The following is an 18,870-nucleotide window of genomic DNA, read 5'->3' as shown; positions in this document are numbered from 1 at the left end:
GGGCATCGGCCGACGGGGCCCGTCACGTCCCGGTCCGGTGACGTGACGTCTCGCGGTGCACACCTCGGCACCTCGTTCCCCGGCCACGTGGTTCCTCAAGCCGACTGGCACGCCGGGCAGTAGAAGATCGGCCGCTCCTGCGGCGGTCTGCGCGCTGCCCCGACGCGGACGGGCGAACCGCAGCGCCTGCAGGGCGCACCCGCGCGGCCGTGGACCCAGCTCGTGCGGCCACGACCACCCTCGCCGGTCGTGGTGGGGGAGGTCGACCGGACCGAGCGCTCCATCAGGTCGCGGGCCGTCATGAGCAGGCTCGCCGGGTCGGTGACGTGGTCTGCCGGGGTCCACGGCCAGATCCTGCGCCAGAAGAGCGACTCGGCCGTGTAGATGGTCCCGATACCGGCCAGGACCGTCTGGTCGAGCAGCACCTCGGCGATCGGGACGGGACCTCGCGACGCAAGGCGGGCCAGTGCTTCATGGATCCCGCTCGTGGGGAACTCCGGAGCGAGCACGTCCGGCCCGAGGTGGCCGATCAGGAGGTGCTCGTCGCGGGTCGCCACGACGTCGAGCATCCCTAGGCGGTCCCCGATCGCCGTCCATCGCGACGAGACGAGCACGGCTCGCACGAAGCCACCCCGACCTGAGGCGGCGGAGGACCCGGTCAGCGCCAACCGCCAGGATCCCTCCATCCGCAGGTGGGTGTGCAGCGTCCTCCCGTCGTCGAACCGGGTGAAGAGGTGCTTGCCGTAGGGCACGGTGCCCAGGACCGTGCGGCCGCGCAGGTCGGTCGTGGCTGCGGCCGGCCACCTCAGCTCCGCGCCGACCAGCACCGTGCCGGTGAGCGCTTCCTCCAGGCGAGTGGCCGTCCGTCGCAGGATGTCTCCCTCGGGCATCGAGGCTCACCCCTGGTCCGGCAGACGAAGGCCGCGGGGTGTCGGCGCGAACCCTGCATCGAGCAGCGCGCGTGCGACAGGCCCGGCGAGGGTGACCCGGTCGAGGAGCTCTGCGCCGTCCACCCGACGGATCGTGAGTCGACCCAGCCGCCCGGTCCGTGCGACCCGTCCGAGGCCTGCGGCGGCAGCCTGCAGCGCGCCCGTCCGGGTGGTGAAGGAGAGAAGCGTGCGCCCACCGCGCTCGACGTAGAGCACGAGCTCCCCGCTGACCAGCACGACCAGACCCCCCGCCTTGCGGCCCGGGCGGTGTCGCGCGGCCGGCACCGACGGCGACGGCACTCCCGACGGCTCGGGCCACGCCAGCGCCGCCCCGTAGGGGTTGGCAGGGTCGGTCGCAGCGAGCACGACGACCACCGGCGGGGCGGCGGGCGTCTCGCCCTGGAGCGGGCGGGCGTCCTCGCGGAGCTCGTCGACGGCACCAGGCAGGGCGAACTGCGACCCGCCGAGGTGCTCGACGAAGTACCCGCGTCGTACCTGACCGGCGCCCTCGAGCGCACCCAGGACCCGGTACACCGGTCCGAACTGCCCGGCAATGCCCTCGGCCGGTGCGACGGCACGGGTCAGCACCCCGTGACGGTCGAGCAGCTGTGCGGCCAGCGCGTGGGCTCGCAGCGTGGGGTCGACCTCACGGGCCGGCAGCAACGACCAGCGTCCGCCGGCCTCGAGGCCTGCGTCGGCACCTCGCAGGGGACGGGACGGCCCGGGCCTGAGGGACAGCGCGGCACGACCGAGCCGGGCACGCGGCACGGGGCGCCGGGTCCGGTGCGCGGTCAGCGGTGCGCTGCCCAGCCGTGCCCGCAGCGGGGCGAGGCCGTCGTTGGTGACGTGCCCGGCCCACACGAGGTCCCACACCGCGTCCAGGATCTCCTGCTGAGCCGGTGTGCCCCGTGGTGGTGACCCGTCGGCACCGTCCTGGGTCACCCGGGCGGCCAGCTGGTGGAGGAAGTACGCGCCACCCCCCGCGAGGGCCTGCAGGACGCGCTCGTGGACGCCGGTCCCGTCTCTCCCGGCCGGTGTGGGCGCCGGAGCGGGCAGGGTCAGGTCGGCGGTCGCGACGGGGTGCAGCCCGACCATCCCGTCCCGACCGGTGAGCGCACCGGCTCCGGCCCACAGGACCTCGCCCGCCGCGGTCAGCTCGTCGAGCATCTCGGGTCGGTAGTCGACCACCCGGCACGGCAGCACGTGGGTCTCGAGCGCCGAGGCGGGAACTGAGGTCCCGGCGAGCTGCTCGACCACGCGTGCCACACCGTCCACCCCGCGCAGCCGCGCGGCGGTCCGGTGCGGGCCACCTGAGGAACGCCCACCCTCGGAGCCGGCCGTGGAGATCTCGACCACGCCCTGCCAGCGCGGCAGGAACAGACCGAGGGTCTGCTGAGGAACCGGCTCGACCTCGGCACGCAACGCCGCGAGCGAGCGACGTCGCAGGGTGCGCAGCACCTCGACGTCGCAGAAGTCCTCTCCGGTGCCGCCGAGCGAGTCGGGCCGGAGCCTTCCTGATGCCAGCACCCCGGCCTGCTCGAGCCGGTGCAGCACCTCGGTGATCACGGCCACCCCCAGGCCCAGGCGTCCCGCGACCTGTCCGGGGGTGAACGGCCCGTGCGTGCGTGCGTGACGACGCACGAGGTCGCCCAGCGGATCGGTCACGACCTCGGTGAAGACCTCGGGGATGCCCACCGGGAGGGCGACCCCGAGGGCGTCACGCAACCGGCCTGCGTCCTCCACCGCGGCCCAGTGCTCGACCACCGCGCCGGTCTCGTCTCCCGTCCCGTGCGGGTCGGGGACGGGCCCGGTGCGCGCGACCACCCTCACCCGGATCAGCCGGCGTGCTCCCTCGAGCGACCGCAGCCACTCCTCGAGCCCGTGGCGCGTCTCGGGCCGGGTGCGCGCCGCGATCTCGGGTGCGGTCAGCGGCCCGTGCCGTCGGACCACGTCGGCGACACCCTCCAGGTCCTTCGCCTGCCGGTCGGGTGCGGTGCCCATCAGCTCGGCCTCGGTGCGTTCGACGGCCTCGGGGTCGAGCAGGTCGGCGAGCTGTGACGCGCCACCCTGACCGAGGAGCTCGGACAGCAGGGTCGGGTCCAGGGTCAGGGCCGCGGCCCGCCGCTCGGCCAGCGGCGCGTCACCGTCGTAGAGGAACTGGGCGGTGTAGCCGAAGAGCAACGACTGCGCGAAGGGCGAGGGGGAGGAGGTCGTCACCTCGACCACACGGACCCGGCGCGCCGCCACGTCGCTCATCAGCCGGGTCAGCGCCTCGACGTCGAAGTCGTCCTGCAGGCACTCGCGGACCGCCTCGAGCAGGATCGGGAAGTCCGGGAACTGCGCCGCCACGGACAGCAGCTGGGCCGCGCGCTGGCGTTGCTGCCACAACGGCTGCCGCTTGTCGGGTCGGCGCCGGGGCAGCAGCAGCGCACGTGCTGCGGCCTCGCGGAACCGTGCTCCGAACATCGCCGACCCGCCGAGCTCGGCCCGGACGGCGTCGGCGACCTCGTCGGGCTCCAGGAGCAGGTCGGCGGCGTCGAACCCGGGAGCGTCCGTGGTCTCCTGCGTCCAGCGCCCGGACGCCAGGTCCCAGGTGCCGCCCGAACCCACGACGTCGGGCAGACGCAGCACGATGCCGTCGTCGGCGTGCAGCGCAGAGACGTCCACGCCGTGACGTTCACGCAGGCGGGCCGCGATGACCAGCGCCCACGGCGCGTGCACCCGAGCGCCGTAGGGCGAGTGCAGCACGACCCTCCAGTCGCCGATCTCGTCGCGGAACCGTTCCACGACCAGGGTGACGTCGTCCGGGACGTGACCGGTGGCCTCCTGCTGCTCCTGGAGGTACGTGACGAGGTTCTCCGCAGCCCACGGGTCCAGCCCCGCAGAGCGTGCGGTGCTCAGTGCGGCGTCGTGACCGGTCGCGACGAGGTCCCGCACCCACGCGCCCATGGCCCGACCCAGTTCTGCCGGGCGACCCGGGGAGTCGCCCTTCCAGAACGGGAGCCGCCCAGGTACCCCGGGGGCTGGGGTCACCAGGACGCGGTCGGTGGTGATGTCCTCGATCCGCCAGGTGCTCGACCCCAGGGTGAACGTGTCGCCCACCCGCGACTCGTAGACCATCTCCTCGTCGAGCTCACCCACGCGCTTGCCGCCCCGGGTGCGCCCGCCGCTGCGCTCCTCGTCGACCATGACCGCGGCGTCCTGGACGGCGGTCGGTGCCGCGGACGCCAGGAACACCCCGTACAGACCGCGGTCCGGGATGGTCCCACCGCTCGTGACGGCCAGTCGCAGGGCTCCGGGGCGCCCGGTCAGCATCCCGGTGCTGCGGTCCCAGACGATGCGCGGGCGCAGCTCGGCGAACTCCTCGCTCGGGTACCGACCGGCCAGCATGTCGAGCACGGCACGCAGCGTGGCCTCACCCAGGGTGGCGAAGGGCGCGGCGCGGCGCACCACCCGCGCCAGGTCCGTGACCGACCAGTCGTCGACGGCGGTCATCGCGACCACCTGCTGCGCCAGGACGTCCAGAGGGTTGGCGGGAACGCGCAGGTGCTCGATCTCGCCTCGTCGCATGCGGTCGGCGATCACCGCGGCGGGGACGAGGTCACCGCGGAAGGTCGGGAAGACCACCCCGCGTGAGACGGCACCGACCTGGTGCCCGGCCCGGCCCACCCGCTGGAGCCCTGACGCGACCGATGGTGGTGACCCCACCTGCACGACCAGGTCGACCGCACCCATGTCGATCCCCAGCTCGAGCGAGGAGGTCGCCACGACGGCCGGCAGCGTCCCGGCCTTGAGCTCGGACTCGGTGCGGACCCGCTCGGCCCTGCTCATCGAGCCGTGGTGGGCCCGTGCCAGGACGGTCGCGGCGTCCGCCGTGTCGATCCCTGCGGCGGCGCCGGACTGCGCCTGGACGTCGGCCGGGTGCAAGGTCCCGGGGTCGGGGACGTCCTGCCCCTGACGGGCGGCCCACACCTCGTTCATCCGGGCGGTGAGCCGTTCGGCACCCCGGCGGGAGTTGGTGAACACCAGGGTCGAGGTGTGCGTCGCGACGAGGTCCACGACTCGCTCCTCGACGTGCGGCCAGATCGAGGGTCGTGGTGGCGAGGCGGCGGCCGGCCCGCTCAGGTCCTCCTCGGCGGGGGGCGCGGGAGAGGCGCCCGGCACCAGGGTCGCCGAGCGAAGGTCGGACAGGTCAGGGACCGGGACGACGATCTCGACCTCGACCCGTTTGGTCGACGGGGGCTGGACGACGCGGACCCGCCGTCCGCGGTCGGCCACGGTGCGTGCCCCGCCCAGGAAGGCTGCGACGCTCTCCACCGGTCGGACCGTGGCCGACAGGCCGATCCGCTGGGCGGGGCCGGCGTGCTCCTCGAGGAGGGCGTCCAGGCGCTCGAGACTCAGGGCGAGGTGCGCGCCGCGCTTGGTCGAGGCGACCGCGTGGATCTCGTCCAGGATCACCGTGCGCACCCCGGCGAGGCCGGCCCGCGCAGCGGAGGTCAGGACCAGGAAGAGAGACTCGGGGGTGGTGATGAGGATGTCCGGCGGCCGGCTCGCGAAGGCACGGCGTTCGGCCGGTGGGGTGTCCCCGGTCCGGACCCCGACCGTGACCTCGGGCACGGTGGTGCCCAACCGGGTGGCAGCCTGGCGGATCCCCACCAGGGGAGAACGCAGGTTGCGCTCGACGTCGGTGGCCAGCGCCTTGAGGGGCGAGACGTAGAGCACCCGGCAGCGCAGCAGAGGGTTGTCGGGGGGCGGCTCGACGAGCAGGCGGTCCAGCGACCACAGGAACGCGGCGAGGGTCTTGCCCGAACCCGTCGGGGCCACCACGAGCGCGTGGTCACCAGCGCTCACGGCCGACCAGGCACCGGCCTGTGCTGCGGTCGGCGCCTCGAAGGCCCCGGCGAACCACGACCGTGCCGGAGCAGAGAAACCCTCGAGCGCGTCAGGGTGGTGTCCAGGGCCGGCTGCGGTCACCCGAACAGTGTGACCGGTGGGACCGACACCCACCCGTCCTGCAGCTCGCCGGCCGTCCGCGCCCCGGTGCGGGTCGCCCGGCTCCCCGCGCGACCCGGTCGTCCGTCGCGCTCGCCCGGACGGCGGCGCCCGTCGAGGCCGTGGCAGGCTGTGGGGGTGCGCTACTCCGAGTTCTGGGACCTGGTCGACGAGGTCTTCGGTCGCCAGGTCGGGCGGAGCCTCGCCCATGACCAGGTCCTGGGCGCCCTGGGCGACCGGACCAGCGTCCAGGCGCTGGGGGAGGGCACCGAGCCCCGACAGGTCTGGCGTGCCCTGTGCGACGCGATGGACGTCCCCGAGCACGCGCGGTGGGGGAGCGACCAGCGGCGTCCGGCACGCCGTGGCTGAGCGTCGATGCCCGAAAACGTCTCATTCCGGGTGAGGTGCGAGTAACGTCACCGCGTGCCCTTGAGTCCCAGCGAGCCGCTCATCCGAGCCCGTGGCCTGGTCAAGACCTTCGGCGACTTCACCGCGGTCGACGGGATCGACGTCGACGTGCACCCCGGCGAGTCCTTCGGCTTCCTCGGCCCCAACGGGGCGGGCAAGTCCTCGACGATGCGGATGATCGGCTGCGTCTCGCCGCCCACGGGGGGATCGCTGCGCATCCTGGGTATGGACCCGGGCACCCAGGGTCCGGCCATCAGGGCCCGGCTCGGGGTGGTGCCGCAGCGGGACTCCCTCGACGAGGAGCTGACCGTCGAGGAGAACATCTGGGTGTACGGACGCTACTTCGGTCTTCCCCGTCCGGTCGTCCGTGAACGAGCGGCGGAGCTGCTGGAGTTCGCGCAGCTCTCCGAGCGGGCCCGATCGGTGGTCGAGCCGCTGTCCGGCGGGATGAAGCGCCGCCTGACGATCGCGCGCGCACTGGTCAACACCCCGCAGATCCTGCTCCTCGACGAGCCGACGACCGGGCTCGACCCCCAGGCCCGGCACGTGCTCTGGGACAGGTTGTTCCGGCTCAAGCGCGAGGGCGTCACGCTCGTGCTCACCACCCACTACATGGACGAGGCCGAGCAGCTGTGCGACCGGCTCGTGGTGATGGACCACGGTCGCATCGTGGCGGAAGGGTCTCCGCGGGCGCTGATCGCCGAGCACTCGACCCGTGAGGTGCTCGAGCTGCGCTTCGACACCCACGACCACACGGCCCACCTGGCCGACGTCGACGGCATCGCAGACCGGGTCGAGGTGCTCCCCGACCGGCTGCTCCTGTACACGCCCGACGGTGAGTCCGCGCAGTCCGAGATCGCGCGCAGGGGCATCGAGCCGCTGTCGTCCCTGGTGCGGCGCTCGACCCTCGAGGACGTCTTCCTGCACCTGACCGGCCGCACCTTGGTCGACTGACGTGGCGAGCGACCTCGAGGTGACCACCGACCGCGCGCAGCGCCTGGCTGGGGGCGGCTGGCAGGCGGTCGCGGTGCACTGGCTGCGCAAGTACCGGCGGGTGTGGGTGAGCACGCTCATCACGAGCTCGCTCTCACCGCTGCTCTACCTCGCGGGGATGGGGATCGGCCTGGGCATGCTGGTCGACCGCGGGGCCGGCGGGGTCGGTGGCGTCCCGTACGTCGTGTTCGTGGCGCCGGGGCTGCTCGCGGCGAGCACGCTGCAGGTCGCAGCGGGGGAGACGACGTTCTCGGTGCTCGGCTCGATCAAGTGGACCCCGATCTACCACGGCATGCTCGCGACCCCGTTGCGTGTGCGCGACGTCGTGCTCGGGCAGCTCGTGTACGTGCTGCTGCGGGTGACCTCGGCCGCCATCGTCTTCTTCGTGATCGCGGCAGCGCTGGGCACGGTGCGGTCGTGGTGGGGGCTGCTCGCCGTTCCCGTCTCGGTGCTCGGGGGGATGGCGTTCGCGAGCTGCTGCTTCGCGTACTCGGCGAACCTGCGCAACGACCAGGGCATCATGCTGATGTTCCGCTTCGTCGTGATGCCCATGTCGCTGTTCTCGGGGACGTTCTTCCCGATCGAGCAGCTGCCCGGCTGGTTGCAGCCGGTCGCCTGGGTGACGCCGCTGTGGCACGCGGTCGAGGCGTGCCGTGCGCTGGTCCTTGGCACCGCGACGGTGGGTGGCGTCCTGGTGCACTGCGCGTACCTGGCGGTGTGGCTGGTGGGCGGCTACCTGCTCTCGGTCCGCGTGCTGCGCGGTCGGATGGTGGTCTGAGTGGCCGTCCTGGAGCGCATCTCGCGCGTGCCGGCCGGTGCGGGCATGGCCCGGATGCTGGTCGAGCGGAACTACCGGTCCTCGCGCAGGACGTGGTCGATCATCGTGTCGGGCTTCTTCGAGCCGGTCTTCTTCCTGTTCGCCATGGGGGTCGGCATCGGGGCCCTGGTCGGTGACGTCGCGACGGGCGACGGGCGGCTGGTGCCCTACGTCGTGTTCGTGGCCCCGGCGCTGCTCGCTGCGTCGGCGATGAACGGCGCGATCTTCGACTCCACGACCAACGTCTTCTTCAAGCTCAAGTACGCCCGTCTGTACGACTCGGTGCTCTCGACGCCGCTCGGCCCACGGGACATCGCGGTGGGCGAGATCTCGTGGGCCCTGCTGCGAGGGGTGGTCTACTCGGGGGCGTTCCTCGCGGTCGCGGTGGCGGCCGGGGCGGTGACCACCTGGACGGCGGTCCTCGCGGTCCCCGCGGCCAGCCTGATCGGGTGGGCCTTCGCCTCGGTCGGCATGGCCACGACGACGTACATGCGCACATGGTCGGACTTCGAGTACGTCCAGCTCGCGATCCTGCCGATGTTCCTGTTCTCGGCGACCTTCTTCCCGCTCTCGACCTACCCACCGGTGCTGCAGTGGGTGGTCCAGGCCACGCCGCTCTACCACGGGGTGGCGATGGTGCGGGACCTCATGCTCGACGAGGTCGGTGCGGGGATGCTCGTGCACGTCGGGTACCTGGTGGGGATGGGCCTGCTCGGGACGGCCTGGACGGCTCTGCGGATCGAGCGGCTGCTCCTGCGTTGACGGTCCGGCGTGTCGTCCCGGCACCGTCCGGCAGTCGAACACCTGTTCGGCTAGAGTGTCCACAGGCGCGCAGTCGGCCGGGATCCCCACCTCCGTGCAGGTGCCGGACGGGGATGTCAGAGGCTGCGCGTAGCGTCGCCACGAGCACGAGACAACAGACCTGAACGACATCAGAAGGGCGTTCGCGCCCCACGAACCACGAGGTGACACATGGCCGCTCCCGCAGATCGTTCCAAGGCCCTGGAGGCTGCACTCGGTCAGATCGACCGACAGTTCGGCAAGGGCTCGATCATGCGTCTGGGTGACGACGGTCGAGCCCCGGTCGAGGTGATCCCGACAGGGTCGATCGCCCTGGACGTCGCCCTGGGCATCGGCGGTCTGCCGCGTGGTCGGGTGGTGGAGATCTACGGGCCCGAGTCCAGCGGCAAGACGACGGTCGCCCTGCACGCGGTGGCCAACGCCCAGCGCGCCGGGGGCATCGCGGCCTTCATCGACGCCGAGCACGCGCTGGACCCGGAGTACGCCAAGAAGCTGGGTGTCGACACCGACGCGCTGCTCGTCTCCCAGCCGGACACCGGTGAGCAGGCCCTGGAGATCATGGACATGCTGATCCGGTCGGGCGCGATCGACATCGTGGTGATCGACTCCGTGGCGGCGTTGGTCCCCAAGGCCGAGATCGAGGGCGAGATGGGGGACAGCCACGTCGGTCTGCAGGCGCGACTGATGTCCCAGGCCCTGCGCAAGATCGCCGGGGCGCTCAGCACCTCGGGCACGACCGCCATCTTCATCAACCAGCTGCGCGAGAAGATCGGTGTGTTCTTCGGCTCGCCCGAGACCACGACCGGTGGCAAGGCGCTCAAGTTCTACGCCTCGGTACGGCTCGACATCCGTCGCATCGAGACGCTCAAGGAGGGGACCGACGCGGTCGGCAACCGGACCCGGGTCAAGGTCGTCAAGAACAAGATGGCCCCGCCGTTCAAGCAGGCGGAGTTCGACATCATCTACGGTGTCGGCATCTCGCGGGAGGGCGGGCTGATCGACATGGGTGTCGAGCAGGGCTTCGTCCGCAAGTCGGGGGCCTGGTACACCTACGAGGGCGACCAGCTCGGGCAGGGCAAGGAGAACGCCCGTGGGTTCCTGCGGGACAACCCTGACCTGGCTGACGAGATCGAGAAGAAGATCAAGGAGAAGCTCGGCATCGGAGCACGCGTCGACGCGCCGGCCGACACGACCCCCGGCGTCGACTTCTGAGTCCGATGGGTCGCGGGTCGCGGGGTGCCGGTCCGGTGCAGCCCTCCGCGGGTGCAAGGGCTGACACCGATGCCGACCCGGAGTCGACTGCGAGGTCGATCGTCCTGCGGCTCCTGACCGGTGCCCCGCGCAGCCGTCACCAGCTCGCCGAGGCCCTGACCCGACGGGGGATCGAGGAGGCAGTCGTCGAGCGCGTGCTCGACCGCTTCACCGACGTCGGTCTGATCGACGACGCCGAGTACGCCCAGATGCTGGTGCGTTCGCAGCTGGAGTCGCGCGGCCTGGCGAGGCGTGCGCTGGCGGTCGAGCTGCAGCGCAAAGGGGTCGGGGCCGACGAGGCCGAGGCTGCCCTCTCGACGGTCTCGGCCGAGGACGAGGAGCAACGAGCTCGGGACCTGCTGCGCAAGCGCTGGGCCACCGGAGCGCGGCTGGACCCCGAGGTCAGGGCGCGCCGGGCGATGGGGATGCTGGCACGGAAGGGGTACCCGATGGGCCTGGCGTCACGGCTCGTCCGCGAGATGGTGGACGATGGTGCCCAGGAGCCGTGGGAACCCACGGTCGACGATCTCGACTGATCCGGTCCCACCGGGCGGAAGGAGCCACGCGTGGGCGAAGCCCTGACCATCCTCGTGCTGCTGCTCGCGTGCCTGGTGGCCCTGCTGCTCGTCCTGCTGGCCCGACGTGAGGCCGACGTGCAGCGCCGGCAGGCCGTGGAGGACGTCGCGTCGATCAAGGCCGAGGCGCGTTCGGCGCTCCAGGACGTCGAGCGCCGCGAGCACCGGGTCGCCGAACGTGAGCGGGAGATCGCGGTCGAACGTCGCGAGTCCCGCGAGCGGCTGGAGTCCGCGACGCAGCGTGCCGAACAGCTGCGTGTCGAGCTCGAGAGCGTCGAGCAGCTCCGGCGCGACACCGACCGCCAGGCTCAGGAGGCCCTCGAGGCGGTGTCGGGGCTGTCCGCCGAGCAGGCCCGGGCCGAGCAGGTCAGGCGCATCGTCGGCCAGGCCACCCACGAGGCGGCCGCCGAGGTACGACGCGCCGAGGCCGCGGCACGACGCCAGGCCGACGACCGTGCGCGGAAGGTGCTGGCGACGGCGGTCCAGCGGCTCGCGGCACCGACCAGCTCCCAGAGCGTGGTGACCGTGGTCCCCCTGCCTGCGGAGGAGATGAAGGGCCGGATCATCGGCAAGGAGGGTCGCAACATCCGGACCTTCGAGGCGATCACCGGGGTCAACGTGATCATCGACGACACCCCTGACTCGGTCACCCTGTCAAGCTTCGACCCCGAGCGGCGCGAGGTGGCAGCCGTCGCACTGGAGTCGCTGATCAGCGACGGGCGCATCCACCCCCAGCGGATCGAGATCGCCTACGCAGACGCGCTGGCCGGAGCCCAGGACCGCGCTGTGGCGGCCGGTCACGAGGCCGCTGAGCGGGCAGGAGTCCGGGGCCTGCACCCCGAGCTGGTCGAGGTCATGGGCCGGCTCCGGCTGCGCACGAGCTACGGGCAGAACGTGCTCGCGCACCTGGTCGAGTCGGCTCAGATCGCCGCGATGCTCGCGGCCGAGATCGGGGCTGACGTCGACGTCGCCCGGCGGGCCGCCTTCCTGCACGACATCGGCAAGGCCCTGCGGGGCGAGGTCCCCGGGACCCACGCGCTGGTGGGTGCCGAGCTCGCGCGACGCCACGGTGAGGACCCGGACGTCGTCAACGCCATCGCCGCGCACCATGACGAGGTGCCTCCCACGACCGTCGAAGCCGTCCTGGTGCAGGCAGCCGACGCCTGCTCGGCCTCCCGGCCCGGAGCCCGCCGGGAGGAGCTCGACCAGTACATCGACCGGATGGAGTCCCTCGAGTCGCTCGTCGCCGCGCACGACGGGGTCCGACGGGCTGTCGCGATGTCGGCGGGTCGCGAGGTCAGGGTGATCGTCGAGCCCACGGTCGTGGACGACGAGGCGATGCCCGGGTTGGCTCGCACGATCGCCCAGCACATCGAGAAGGACCTCAGCTACCCCGGCGAGATCACGGTCACCGTGATCCGCGAGCTGCGCACCTCGGCGACCGCGGGCTGACCGACCTCACGGGTGGGCGGGCCCACGTGCCATCCTGATGGTCGCGCCCGCAGCGCGCGGGCGCGCTGCGGGCGGTCCTGGTCACGTGTCGGCCGACACGATCCCACTGCCCGAGGCCTGCATCGCGACCATCTCGGCGTCGCGTGCCGGCGCGGACGTCCGCGAGGTCCGGCGCTCGAGCCAGCGGGCGAGCCACGACAGGCTGAGGTTGACCACCAGGTAGATGCTCGCGCCCACGGTGAACAGCGCCACGAGGTACTGCGGACCGAAGTACTGGGAGTTGTTCTGGATCGACTTCAGGAGCTCGGCGTACCCGATGATGAAGCCGAGGGACGAGTCCTTGAGCAGGACGACGAGCTGGGCGATCAGGCTCGGCATCATCGTGCGCACGGCCTGGGGGAGCAGGACGGACATCAGGGTCTGGCTCCGGGTCAGCCCGACGGCGTACGCCGCCTCGGCCTGGCCCTTGGGCAACGACGCGAGCCCGGCGCGGAGGATCTCGGCGAAGATCGCCATGTTGTAGATCACCAGGCCGAACACCACCGCCTGGAACGCCGGCATGCCGAGGGCCAGGAACCCGAAGAACATCATGAGCAGCACCGGCAGGCCGCGGAACAGCTCGATGGCCGCGATGGCCGGGACGCGCAACCATCGGAGCCGGGCCGTCCGCCACAGGGCCAGGAGGAGGCCGAGGAAGAGCGCCAGGGGCGCGGCGAACACGGCCGCGCGCAGGGTCGCGCCCAAGCCCTGCACCAGCAGCGAGCGCCACACGTTCGCGGCCGTCTGGTTCTTCGGCGGGTCGTACAGGACGTCCCAGCGGTCAGCGTCGAACACGCCGCGCTGGGCGGCGTACCACAGCCCGAGGCCGACCAGACCGAGAAGGATGAGCACCCCGACGATCGAGCCGACGAGCTCGCGCCGGCGCGCGAGGGGCCCGGGGGAGTCGTACAGGACTGAGCTCATCGTGTGAACGCCACCTTTCGCTCGACCTGAGCGGCGATCGCGCCGAGGGTGATGGTGATGACCAGGTAGCCCAGGGCGACACCGACGAGGACCCAGGTCACGCCTCCCGGGTTGGCGGTGGCGAGACGTCGACCGGTCCCCATCAGATCCACGACGCCGAAGCCCGCGGCCACGGACGTGTTCTTCGCCAGGGCGATGAACACGTTGATCAACGGCGGGATGACGGTCCGGAACGCCTGGGGAAGGATCACCTGGTTCAGGGTCTGACCGAAGGTGAGGCCGATGGCGCGGGCCGCCTCGGCCTGGCCGATCCCGACGCTGTTGATGCCGGACCGGATGGCCTCGCAGACGAAGGCTGCGGTGTAGAGGGTCAGTGCGACCACCGCGAAACCGATGAAGTCGAGGGGAAGCAGCACCCCGAACCTCGGGGCGACCAGGATGATGAAGAAGAAGACCAAGGTCAGGGGGGTGTTGCGGAGCAGCTCGACGTAGGTCGCCGCGAAGCCGCGCATGGGCCGCAGCGGCGAGACCCGCATCGCTGCGAGCACCAGGCCGATCGCCAGGGCGAGACCGCCGGCGTACAGCGTCAGCCGCAGGGTGAGGCTGAAGCCCTGCAGGTACGCAGGCAGGTTGTCGGCGATCACATCCACCGGGTGCGTCTCCTCAGGTCGGTAGCGTCGGTCCGTCGGCTGCGCCGACGCCGGGGCCCCGGGGCCGCCGGGCCGCGGGGGGCGGGGAGGGGGGGGGGGGGGGGGGGCGCCGCGGGGGGGGGGGGCGGGTTGGGGGCCGACCCCGCCCGGGGGGGGCGCCTCCTGGGGTGGGGGGGGGGGGCCGGCCGCCCCCCCCCCCCCGGGCCCCGGGGGCCGGGGGCCCCCGGGGCCCGATGATGGTTCGAGGAGCCGGCCCGGCTCGGGCGAGCCCGAGCCAGGCCGGTAGTTCCTCAGTACCGGTCGACCGCCGGCGGCTCGGGCGTCGGCAGGACGGTCCCCGCCGTGCTCTCCCAGGCCGCGGTCCACGTGCCGTCCTCGTAGATCTCCTCGAGGACGTCGTTGATCCAGTCCCGGAACTCGTCGTCGTCCATGGCCAGACCGATGCCGTAGGGCTCCTCGGTGAACGGTTCGCCGCGAACCTCGAGCTCGGCGTCGTCGGCCGCGAAGCCGGCAAGGATGACGTTGTCGGTCGAGACCGCGTCCACCTGGCCGTTCTTGAGCGGCTCGAGGCACTCCGAGTACGTCCCGAAGGGCACGACCTCCGCGTCAGGGAAGTTCGCGACCAGGTTCTGCTCCGGGGTCGAGCCGGACACGGTGCAGACCCTCGTGCCCGCCAGGTCGTCAGGGCCCTGGATGTCCTCGTTCGAGGCCAGGGTCAGGATCGACTGCCCGGCCTCGTAGTACGGACCGGCGAAGGAGATGAGCTCCTTGCGCGCGTCGTTGATCGTGTAGGTCGCGATGACGATGTCGACCGTGCCGTTCTCGATGAAGGTCTCACGGTTGGCGGAGACGGTCTCGACCCACTCGATCCCGTCGTCGTCGATCCCGAGCTTCTCGGCGATGATCCTGCCGATCTCCACGTCGAAGCCCTCGGGCACGCCGTCGGGCCCGACGAGGCCGAACAGCGGCTGGTCGAACTTGGTCCCGATGGTGATCGTCCCGGCCTCGGCGAGCGCCGCCATGGTCGAGCCCTCGGGGAACTCGGTGGTCTCGGCGGGTTCGGTGGTCTCTCCCGCGTCAGGTGCCGGGTCGGTCGTGCCTCCGTCGGCGTCGTCTCCGTTGCCACATCCCGCCAGTGCGAGCGTGGCCGCGGCGATCAGCGCGACGGCCCCTCTGCGTGAGCGCATGGGTTGTCCCCTTCCGTGTCGTGCCCCGCCGGGTGCAGCGGTGACAGGTGCGTGTCGTGCGTGGGCGTGTCGTTCGCCCGAGGTGGTCAGTGGGTGAGGATCTTGGACAGGAAGTCCTTGGCGCGGTCGCTGCGTGGGGCGGTGAAGAAGGTCTCGGGATCGGCCTCCTCGACGATCTGACCGCCGTCCATGAACACGACTCGGTGCGCGGCCTTGCGGGCGAAGCCCATCTCGTGGGTCACCACGATCATGGTCATGCCGTCCCGGGCGAGGCTCACCATGACGTCCAGGACCTCGTTGATCATCTCTGGGTCGAGGGCTGAGGTCGGCTCGTCGAAGAGCATCACCTTGGGCTGCATCGCCAGTGCCCGCGCGATCGCCACGCGCTGCTGCTGGCCCCCCGACAGCTGCGCGGGGAGCTTCTCGGCCTGGTTCGCGACACCGACCCGGTCCAGCAGACGCAGGGCGTCCTCGCGGGCCGCCGACCGCTTGACCCCCTTGGCCTTGATCGGACCCAGGGTCACGTTCTCCAGGACCGTCTTGTGGGCGAAGAGGTTGAAGGACTGGAACACCATGCCGACGTCGGCCCGCAGCCGTGCGAGCGCCTTGCCCTCGGCGGGGAGCGGTTGGCCGTCGATCGAGATGGTCCCGGTGTCGATCGTCTCGAGCCGGTTGATCGCGCGGCAGAGCGTCGACTTGCCCGAGCCCGAGGGGCCGATGATCACGACGACCTCGCCGCGGTGCACCGTGAGGTTGATGTCCTGCAGCACGTGGAGGGCCCCGAAGTGCTTGTTCACGCCGTCCAGCACGACCAGTGGCTCGCCCATGGTGGTCAGGTCCGGCGCGGGAGAGGTGGAGGTCTGCTCGGGTGCCATCTGCTGACCGTAGAGCGCTCGTGTGACGGTAGCGAGCCCATCTGGTCACAAAACGGCTACGAACGGTCAAGAACTCGTCTTGGTCCGCTCCGCGTCGTGCCAGATCGCCTCGTGCTCGCACGTCGGTCACGGGGACGCCGCGCCGTAGGCTTGTCCCGATGTCCACGACCCTGCCTGCCCCCGCCCCGAGCCGACCTGCTCCCGACAGCCCCGCTCGCACCTATGTGGTGCGCACCCTGGGCTGCCAGATGAACGTGCACGACTCCGAGCACATGGCGGGCATGCTCGAGGCGGCCGGCTACGTCCCCGCCGACCCGCAGGACGCCGCGGCGTCCCGTGCGGACGTGGTGGTCGTGAACACCTGCGCGGTCCGGGAGAACGCCGCCAGCAGGCTCTACGGGAACCTGGGACAGCTCGCCTCGGTCAAGAACGCTCGTCCGGGCATGCAGATCGCGGTGGGTGGGTGCCTGGCCCAGAAGGACCGTGCGGGCATCGTCGAGCGGGCGCCCTGGGTGGACGTCGTCTTCGGGACCCACAACCTGGACGCCCTGCCCGTACTGCTCGAGCGGGCCCGGCACAACGCCGAGGCGCAGGTGGAGATCGCCGAGTCCCTCCAGGTGTTCCCCTCGACGCTCCCGACCCGGCGCGAGTCGGTGTACGCGGGCTGGGTGTCGATCAGCGTGGGGTGCAACAACACCTGCACCTTCTGCATCGTGCCGCACCTGCGGGGCAAGGAGCGGGACCGTCGACCGGGGGAGATCCTCGCGGAGGTGCAGGCGCTGGTCGCGCAGGGCGTGGTCGAGGTGACCCTGCTGGGGCAGAACGTGAACAGCTACGGCGTCGAGTTCGGTGACCGCGGGGCGTTCGCCAAGCTGCTCCGCGCGGTCGGCGCGGTCGACGGGCTCGAGCGGGTCCGCTTCACCTCGCCCCACCCGGCGGCGTTCACCGACGACGTGATCCTCGCGATGGCCCAGACCCCCACCGTGATGCCGCAGCTGCACATGCCGTTGCAGTCGGGCTCGGACCGGGTGCTCCGGGCGATGCGCCGCTCCTACCGGTCCGAGAAGTTCCTCGGGATCCTGGACCGGGTGCGAGCCGCGATGCCCGATGCCGCGATCACGACCGACGTGATCGTCGGCTTCCCCGGGGAGACCGAGGAGGACTTCACCCAGACCCTGCGCGTGGTCGAGGCCGCGCGCTTCGCCTCGGCCTACACCTTCCAGTACTCCTCGCGTCCGGGGACTGCCGCTGCTGATCTCCCGGACCACCTGCCCAAGGCGATCGTGCAGGAGCGCTACGAGCGGCTCCAGGTCGTCCAGGAGCGCATCTCGCTCGAGGAGAACCGCGGGCAGGTCGGTCGAGGCGTCGAGGTGCTGGTGGGCGAGGGTGAGGGCCGCAAGGATGGTGCGAGCCGTCGCCTCACCGGGCGGGCCGCCGACAACCGGCTGGTCCACCTGTCCGTCCCGGCGCACGTGGCCGACCTGCTCGAGGGCCCCACTCCCGAGGACGACCCAGCCGACACCGCGCCCGGCCGTGCCGATCCTCGGTCGGCCGTCGACCTCGCCGACGACGTGCCACGTCCCGGGGACATGGTGTCGGTGGTGGTGACCCACGCCGCACCACACCACCTGGTGGCCGACTCGGCGACGACCGGTGGTCCGTACCGGGTGCGGCGAACGCCCGCGGGTGACGCGTGGGCGGCCAGGGAACGCGCACGCACCGGGGCTGACGACGGCGCGCACGGCCACGGCGGCGTCGTGGCTGACGGACCGATCAGCCTGGGGATGCCCTCAGCCAGGCGGTAGAGGGCCGTCGTCCTGGGGGACCATCGTCGACAGCGCCGCGAAGAGCTGCACCCCGGTGCCCAGACCGCACCCGACCAGCTGCGCGAGCTGAGCGTCGGTGGCGCCGTGCTCGAGATCGACCGAGACCTCGGAGTAGAGAGCCAGACCGTCCTCCTCCTCGCGGAGGTAGGCCTTGGGCCAGATGCGCTCGCGGTTCCAGTCGTTGATGGCGAGCAGCGCCGCGGACCGACGGCTCTCGGGCAGGGTGCGGCGCCAGCGGCCGCGCACCTGGAGCACCTCGTGGTCGTCGCCCAGCAGCAGGAACCAGAACCTGTCCCCGTCCCAGGTGCCGGTCAGGTCGCCCTCCTCGTCCCGCGAGACGTGGTAGCCGCGTCCGACCAGGTCGGCCTCGATGCGGTGGCCGTCCACCGGGCGGGGCGGGTCGGTCGCGTGCAGCGGCGTCCCAGCGCTCGGCGCGGTCGCGGGGTCCTCGCGGCGCCAGCGTCGCCGGGTCACGGCGGGGCCGCCGCGGGATCGGGGTAGAGGTCGTCGAGGTGGTCGAAGAACATGCTCGCCGTGCTCAGGCCGCAGTGCAGGAGCTGGCCGAGCTGCGCGTCGGTGGCACCGTGCTCGAGATCGGTCGCGACCTCGCTCGCCACATGCACCATGCCGTCGTCACGGACGCGGACGTACGCCTTGGGCCAGATCTTCTCGGCGTTCCACTCGTTGCAGATCTCGAGCACCTCGGGCAGCCGTTCGATCGCGAACTCGCGGTTCCACTGCCCTCGCACCTGCAGGATCTCGCCCTGCTCACCGAACAGGAAGAAGTAGAAGAGCCGCCCCCGCCAGACGCCACCGACGTCACCGTCGTTGTCGACGAAGTGCGTGTAGCCGTGCGTCGTGAACCAGCGTCCGAGGCGGACCGCGCTGAGCGGTGCGGGGAGCTCGGCAGAGCTCTGCGGAGGGGCGGCCCGGTCCGGGACACCCCCGTAGGCACCCAGGACCCCACCCAGGGACCAGCCGGTCGAGACGTCGGTCGTGCCGGTGTCGACCACACGGCGGACCCAGGAGAAGAACCCCACCGTGGCACCCTACCCGCCGGGGGTGCGCGGCGTGGCAGCACTGTGCGGCCGCCGGTCCGGTCGCACGGCAGCCCGGCAGCCCGGCAGCCCGGCAGGGAACCGTCCTGCGGA

General features: G+C 71.9%; 16 protein-coding genes. 8 read left to right on the top strand and 8 right to left on the bottom strand.

Annotation, left to right across the window (positions count from 1 at the left end):
• Window positions 1-95 precede the first annotated feature (95 nt).
• Together M1R94_RS04055 and M1R94_RS04050 are read right to left on the bottom strand one after the other, a co-directional pair.
• The gene (locus tag M1R94_RS04055; protein WP_249380385.1) at window positions 96-890 is read right to left on the bottom strand and encodes a DNA-formamidopyrimidine glycosylase family protein; all 795 of its coding nucleotides are present in this window, start codon (window positions 888-890) and stop codon (window positions 96-98) included.
• Window positions 891-896: 6 nt separating this feature from the next.
• A complete protein-coding gene (locus tag M1R94_RS04050) occupies window positions 897-5,903 on the bottom strand; it encodes an ATP-dependent helicase (protein WP_249380384.1) in 5,007 nt (1,668 codons plus the stop codon).
• A 156-nt stretch (window positions 5,904-6,059) separates the two neighbouring features.
• Here M1R94_RS04050 and M1R94_RS04045 point away from each other — a divergent pair, with 156 nt between their 5' ends.
• The 7 genes from M1R94_RS04045 (at window position 6,060) to rny (ending at window position 12,218) form a co-directional block, all read left to right on the top strand.
• On the top strand, window positions 6,060-6,290 hold the full coding sequence (locus tag M1R94_RS04045; RefSeq protein ID WP_249380383.1) for a DUF3046 domain-containing protein: 231 nt from the start codon (window positions 6,060-6,062) through the stop codon (window positions 6,288-6,290).
• 54 nt (window positions 6,291-6,344) lie between these two features.
• Complete coding sequence (locus tag M1R94_RS04040) at window positions 6,345-7,283, top strand: ABC transporter ATP-binding protein (RefSeq protein ID WP_249380382.1); 939 nt, start codon at window positions 6,345-6,347, stop codon at window positions 7,281-7,283.
• Between the two features lies 1 nt (window position 7,284).
• A complete protein-coding gene (locus M1R94_RS04035) occupies window positions 7,285-8,100 on the top strand; it encodes an ABC transporter permease (RefSeq protein WP_249380381.1) in 816 nt (271 codons plus the stop codon).
• Entirely contained in the window at window positions 8,101-8,901 is an 801-nt protein-coding gene (locus M1R94_RS04030; protein ID WP_249380380.1) for an ABC transporter permease, read from the top strand.
• A gap of 210 nt (window positions 8,902-9,111) precedes the next feature.
• Entirely contained in the window at window positions 9,112-10,152 is a 1,041-nt protein-coding gene (gene recA, locus M1R94_RS04025) for a recombinase RecA (RefSeq protein ID WP_249380379.1), read from the top strand.
• Window positions 10,153-10,187: 35 nt separating this feature from the next.
• Window positions 10,188-10,727 carry a regulatory protein RecX gene (locus M1R94_RS04020; RefSeq protein ID WP_249380378.1) on the top strand — a complete coding sequence of 180 codons (540 nt, stop codon included), beginning with the start codon at window positions 10,188-10,190 and terminating at the stop codon, window positions 10,725-10,727.
• A 30-nt stretch (window positions 10,728-10,757) separates the two neighbouring features.
• A complete protein-coding gene (gene rny, locus M1R94_RS04015) occupies window positions 10,758-12,218 on the top strand; it encodes a ribonuclease Y (protein ID WP_249380377.1) in 1,461 nt (486 codons plus the stop codon).
• A gap of 81 nt (window positions 12,219-12,299) precedes the next feature.
• Here the strand turns inward: rny and M1R94_RS04010 are convergent, their stop codons facing one another.
• From M1R94_RS04010 to M1R94_RS03995, 4 genes are all read right to left on the bottom strand, one after another.
• Window positions 12,300-13,181: an amino acid ABC transporter permease gene (locus M1R94_RS04010; protein WP_249380376.1), complete on the bottom strand. Its 882-nt coding sequence runs from the start codon at window positions 13,179-13,181 to the stop codon at window positions 12,300-12,302.
• The gene (locus M1R94_RS04005) at window positions 13,178-13,831 is read right to left on the bottom strand and encodes an amino acid ABC transporter permease (RefSeq protein ID WP_249380375.1); all 654 of its coding nucleotides are present in this window, start codon (window positions 13,829-13,831) and stop codon (window positions 13,178-13,180) included. Before M1R94_RS04005 ends, M1R94_RS04010 begins: the two co-directional genes overlap by 4 nt.
• A gap of 290 nt (window positions 13,832-14,121) precedes the next feature.
• Window positions 14,122-15,018 (bottom strand): glutamate ABC transporter substrate-binding protein, encoded by an 897-nt coding sequence (locus M1R94_RS04000; RefSeq protein ID WP_249380374.1) that lies wholly within the window; start codon window positions 15,016-15,018, stop codon window positions 14,122-14,124.
• Between the two features lie 86 nt (window positions 15,019-15,104).
• A complete protein-coding gene (locus M1R94_RS03995) occupies window positions 15,105-15,845 on the bottom strand; it encodes an amino acid ABC transporter ATP-binding protein (protein ID WP_374109427.1) in 741 nt (246 codons plus the stop codon).
• Window positions 15,846-16,051: 206 nt separating this feature from the next.
• Between M1R94_RS03995 and miaB the strand changes: the two genes are divergently transcribed.
• Window positions 16,052-17,698, top strand: coding sequence for a tRNA (N6-isopentenyl adenosine(37)-C2)-methylthiotransferase MiaB (miaB, locus tag M1R94_RS03990; protein ID WP_249380373.1), 1,647 nt, complete (start codon window positions 16,052-16,054; stop codon window positions 17,696-17,698).
• Here miaB and M1R94_RS03985 read toward each other — a convergent pair.
• A complete protein-coding gene (locus M1R94_RS03985; RefSeq protein ID WP_249380372.1) occupies window positions 17,684-18,193 on the bottom strand; it encodes a type III secretion system chaperone family protein in 510 nt (169 codons plus the stop codon). The genes miaB and M1R94_RS03985 overlap by 15 nt on opposite strands.
• Window positions 18,190-18,759, bottom strand: a complete 570-nt coding sequence (locus M1R94_RS03980; RefSeq protein WP_308199870.1) for a type III secretion system chaperone family protein — start codon at window positions 18,757-18,759, stop codon at window positions 18,190-18,192. Before M1R94_RS03980 ends, M1R94_RS03985 begins: the two co-directional genes overlap by 4 nt.
• Between the last annotated feature and the right edge of the window lie 111 nt (window positions 18,760-18,870).

Source organism: Actinotalea alkalitolerans (assembly GCF_023369855.1).
GTDB lineage: Bacteria > Actinomycetota > Actinomycetes > Actinomycetales > Cellulomonadaceae > Actinotalea.
Note: the sequence above shows the minus strand (reverse complement) of the source record. Positions and strands in the feature narration are given on the sequence as shown.

Bases quoted from the DNA above. Each gene is read 5' to 3' on its own strand.
- M1R94_RS04055 (WP_249380385.1), bottom strand. From the start codon at position 890: ATGCCCGAGGGAGACATCCTGCGACGGACGGCCACTCGCCTGGAGGAA.
- recA (WP_249380379.1), top strand. From the start codon at position 9,112: ATGGCCGCTCCCGCAGATCGTTCCAAGGCCCTGGAGGCTGCACTCGGT.
- M1R94_RS04010 (WP_249380376.1), bottom strand. From the start codon at position 13,181: ATGAGCTCAGTCCTGTACGACTCCCCCGGGCCCCTCGCGCGCCGGCGC.
- M1R94_RS04000 (WP_249380374.1), bottom strand. From the start codon at position 15,018: ATGCGCTCACGCAGAGGGGCCGTCGCGCTGATCGCCGCGGCCACGCTC.
- M1R94_RS03995 (WP_374109427.1), bottom strand. From the start codon at position 15,845: ATGGGCGAGCCACTGGTCGTGCTGGACGGCGTGAACAAGCACTTCGGG.
- miaB (WP_249380373.1), top strand. From the start codon at position 16,052: ATGTCCACGACCCTGCCTGCCCCCGCCCCGAGCCGACCTGCTCCCGAC.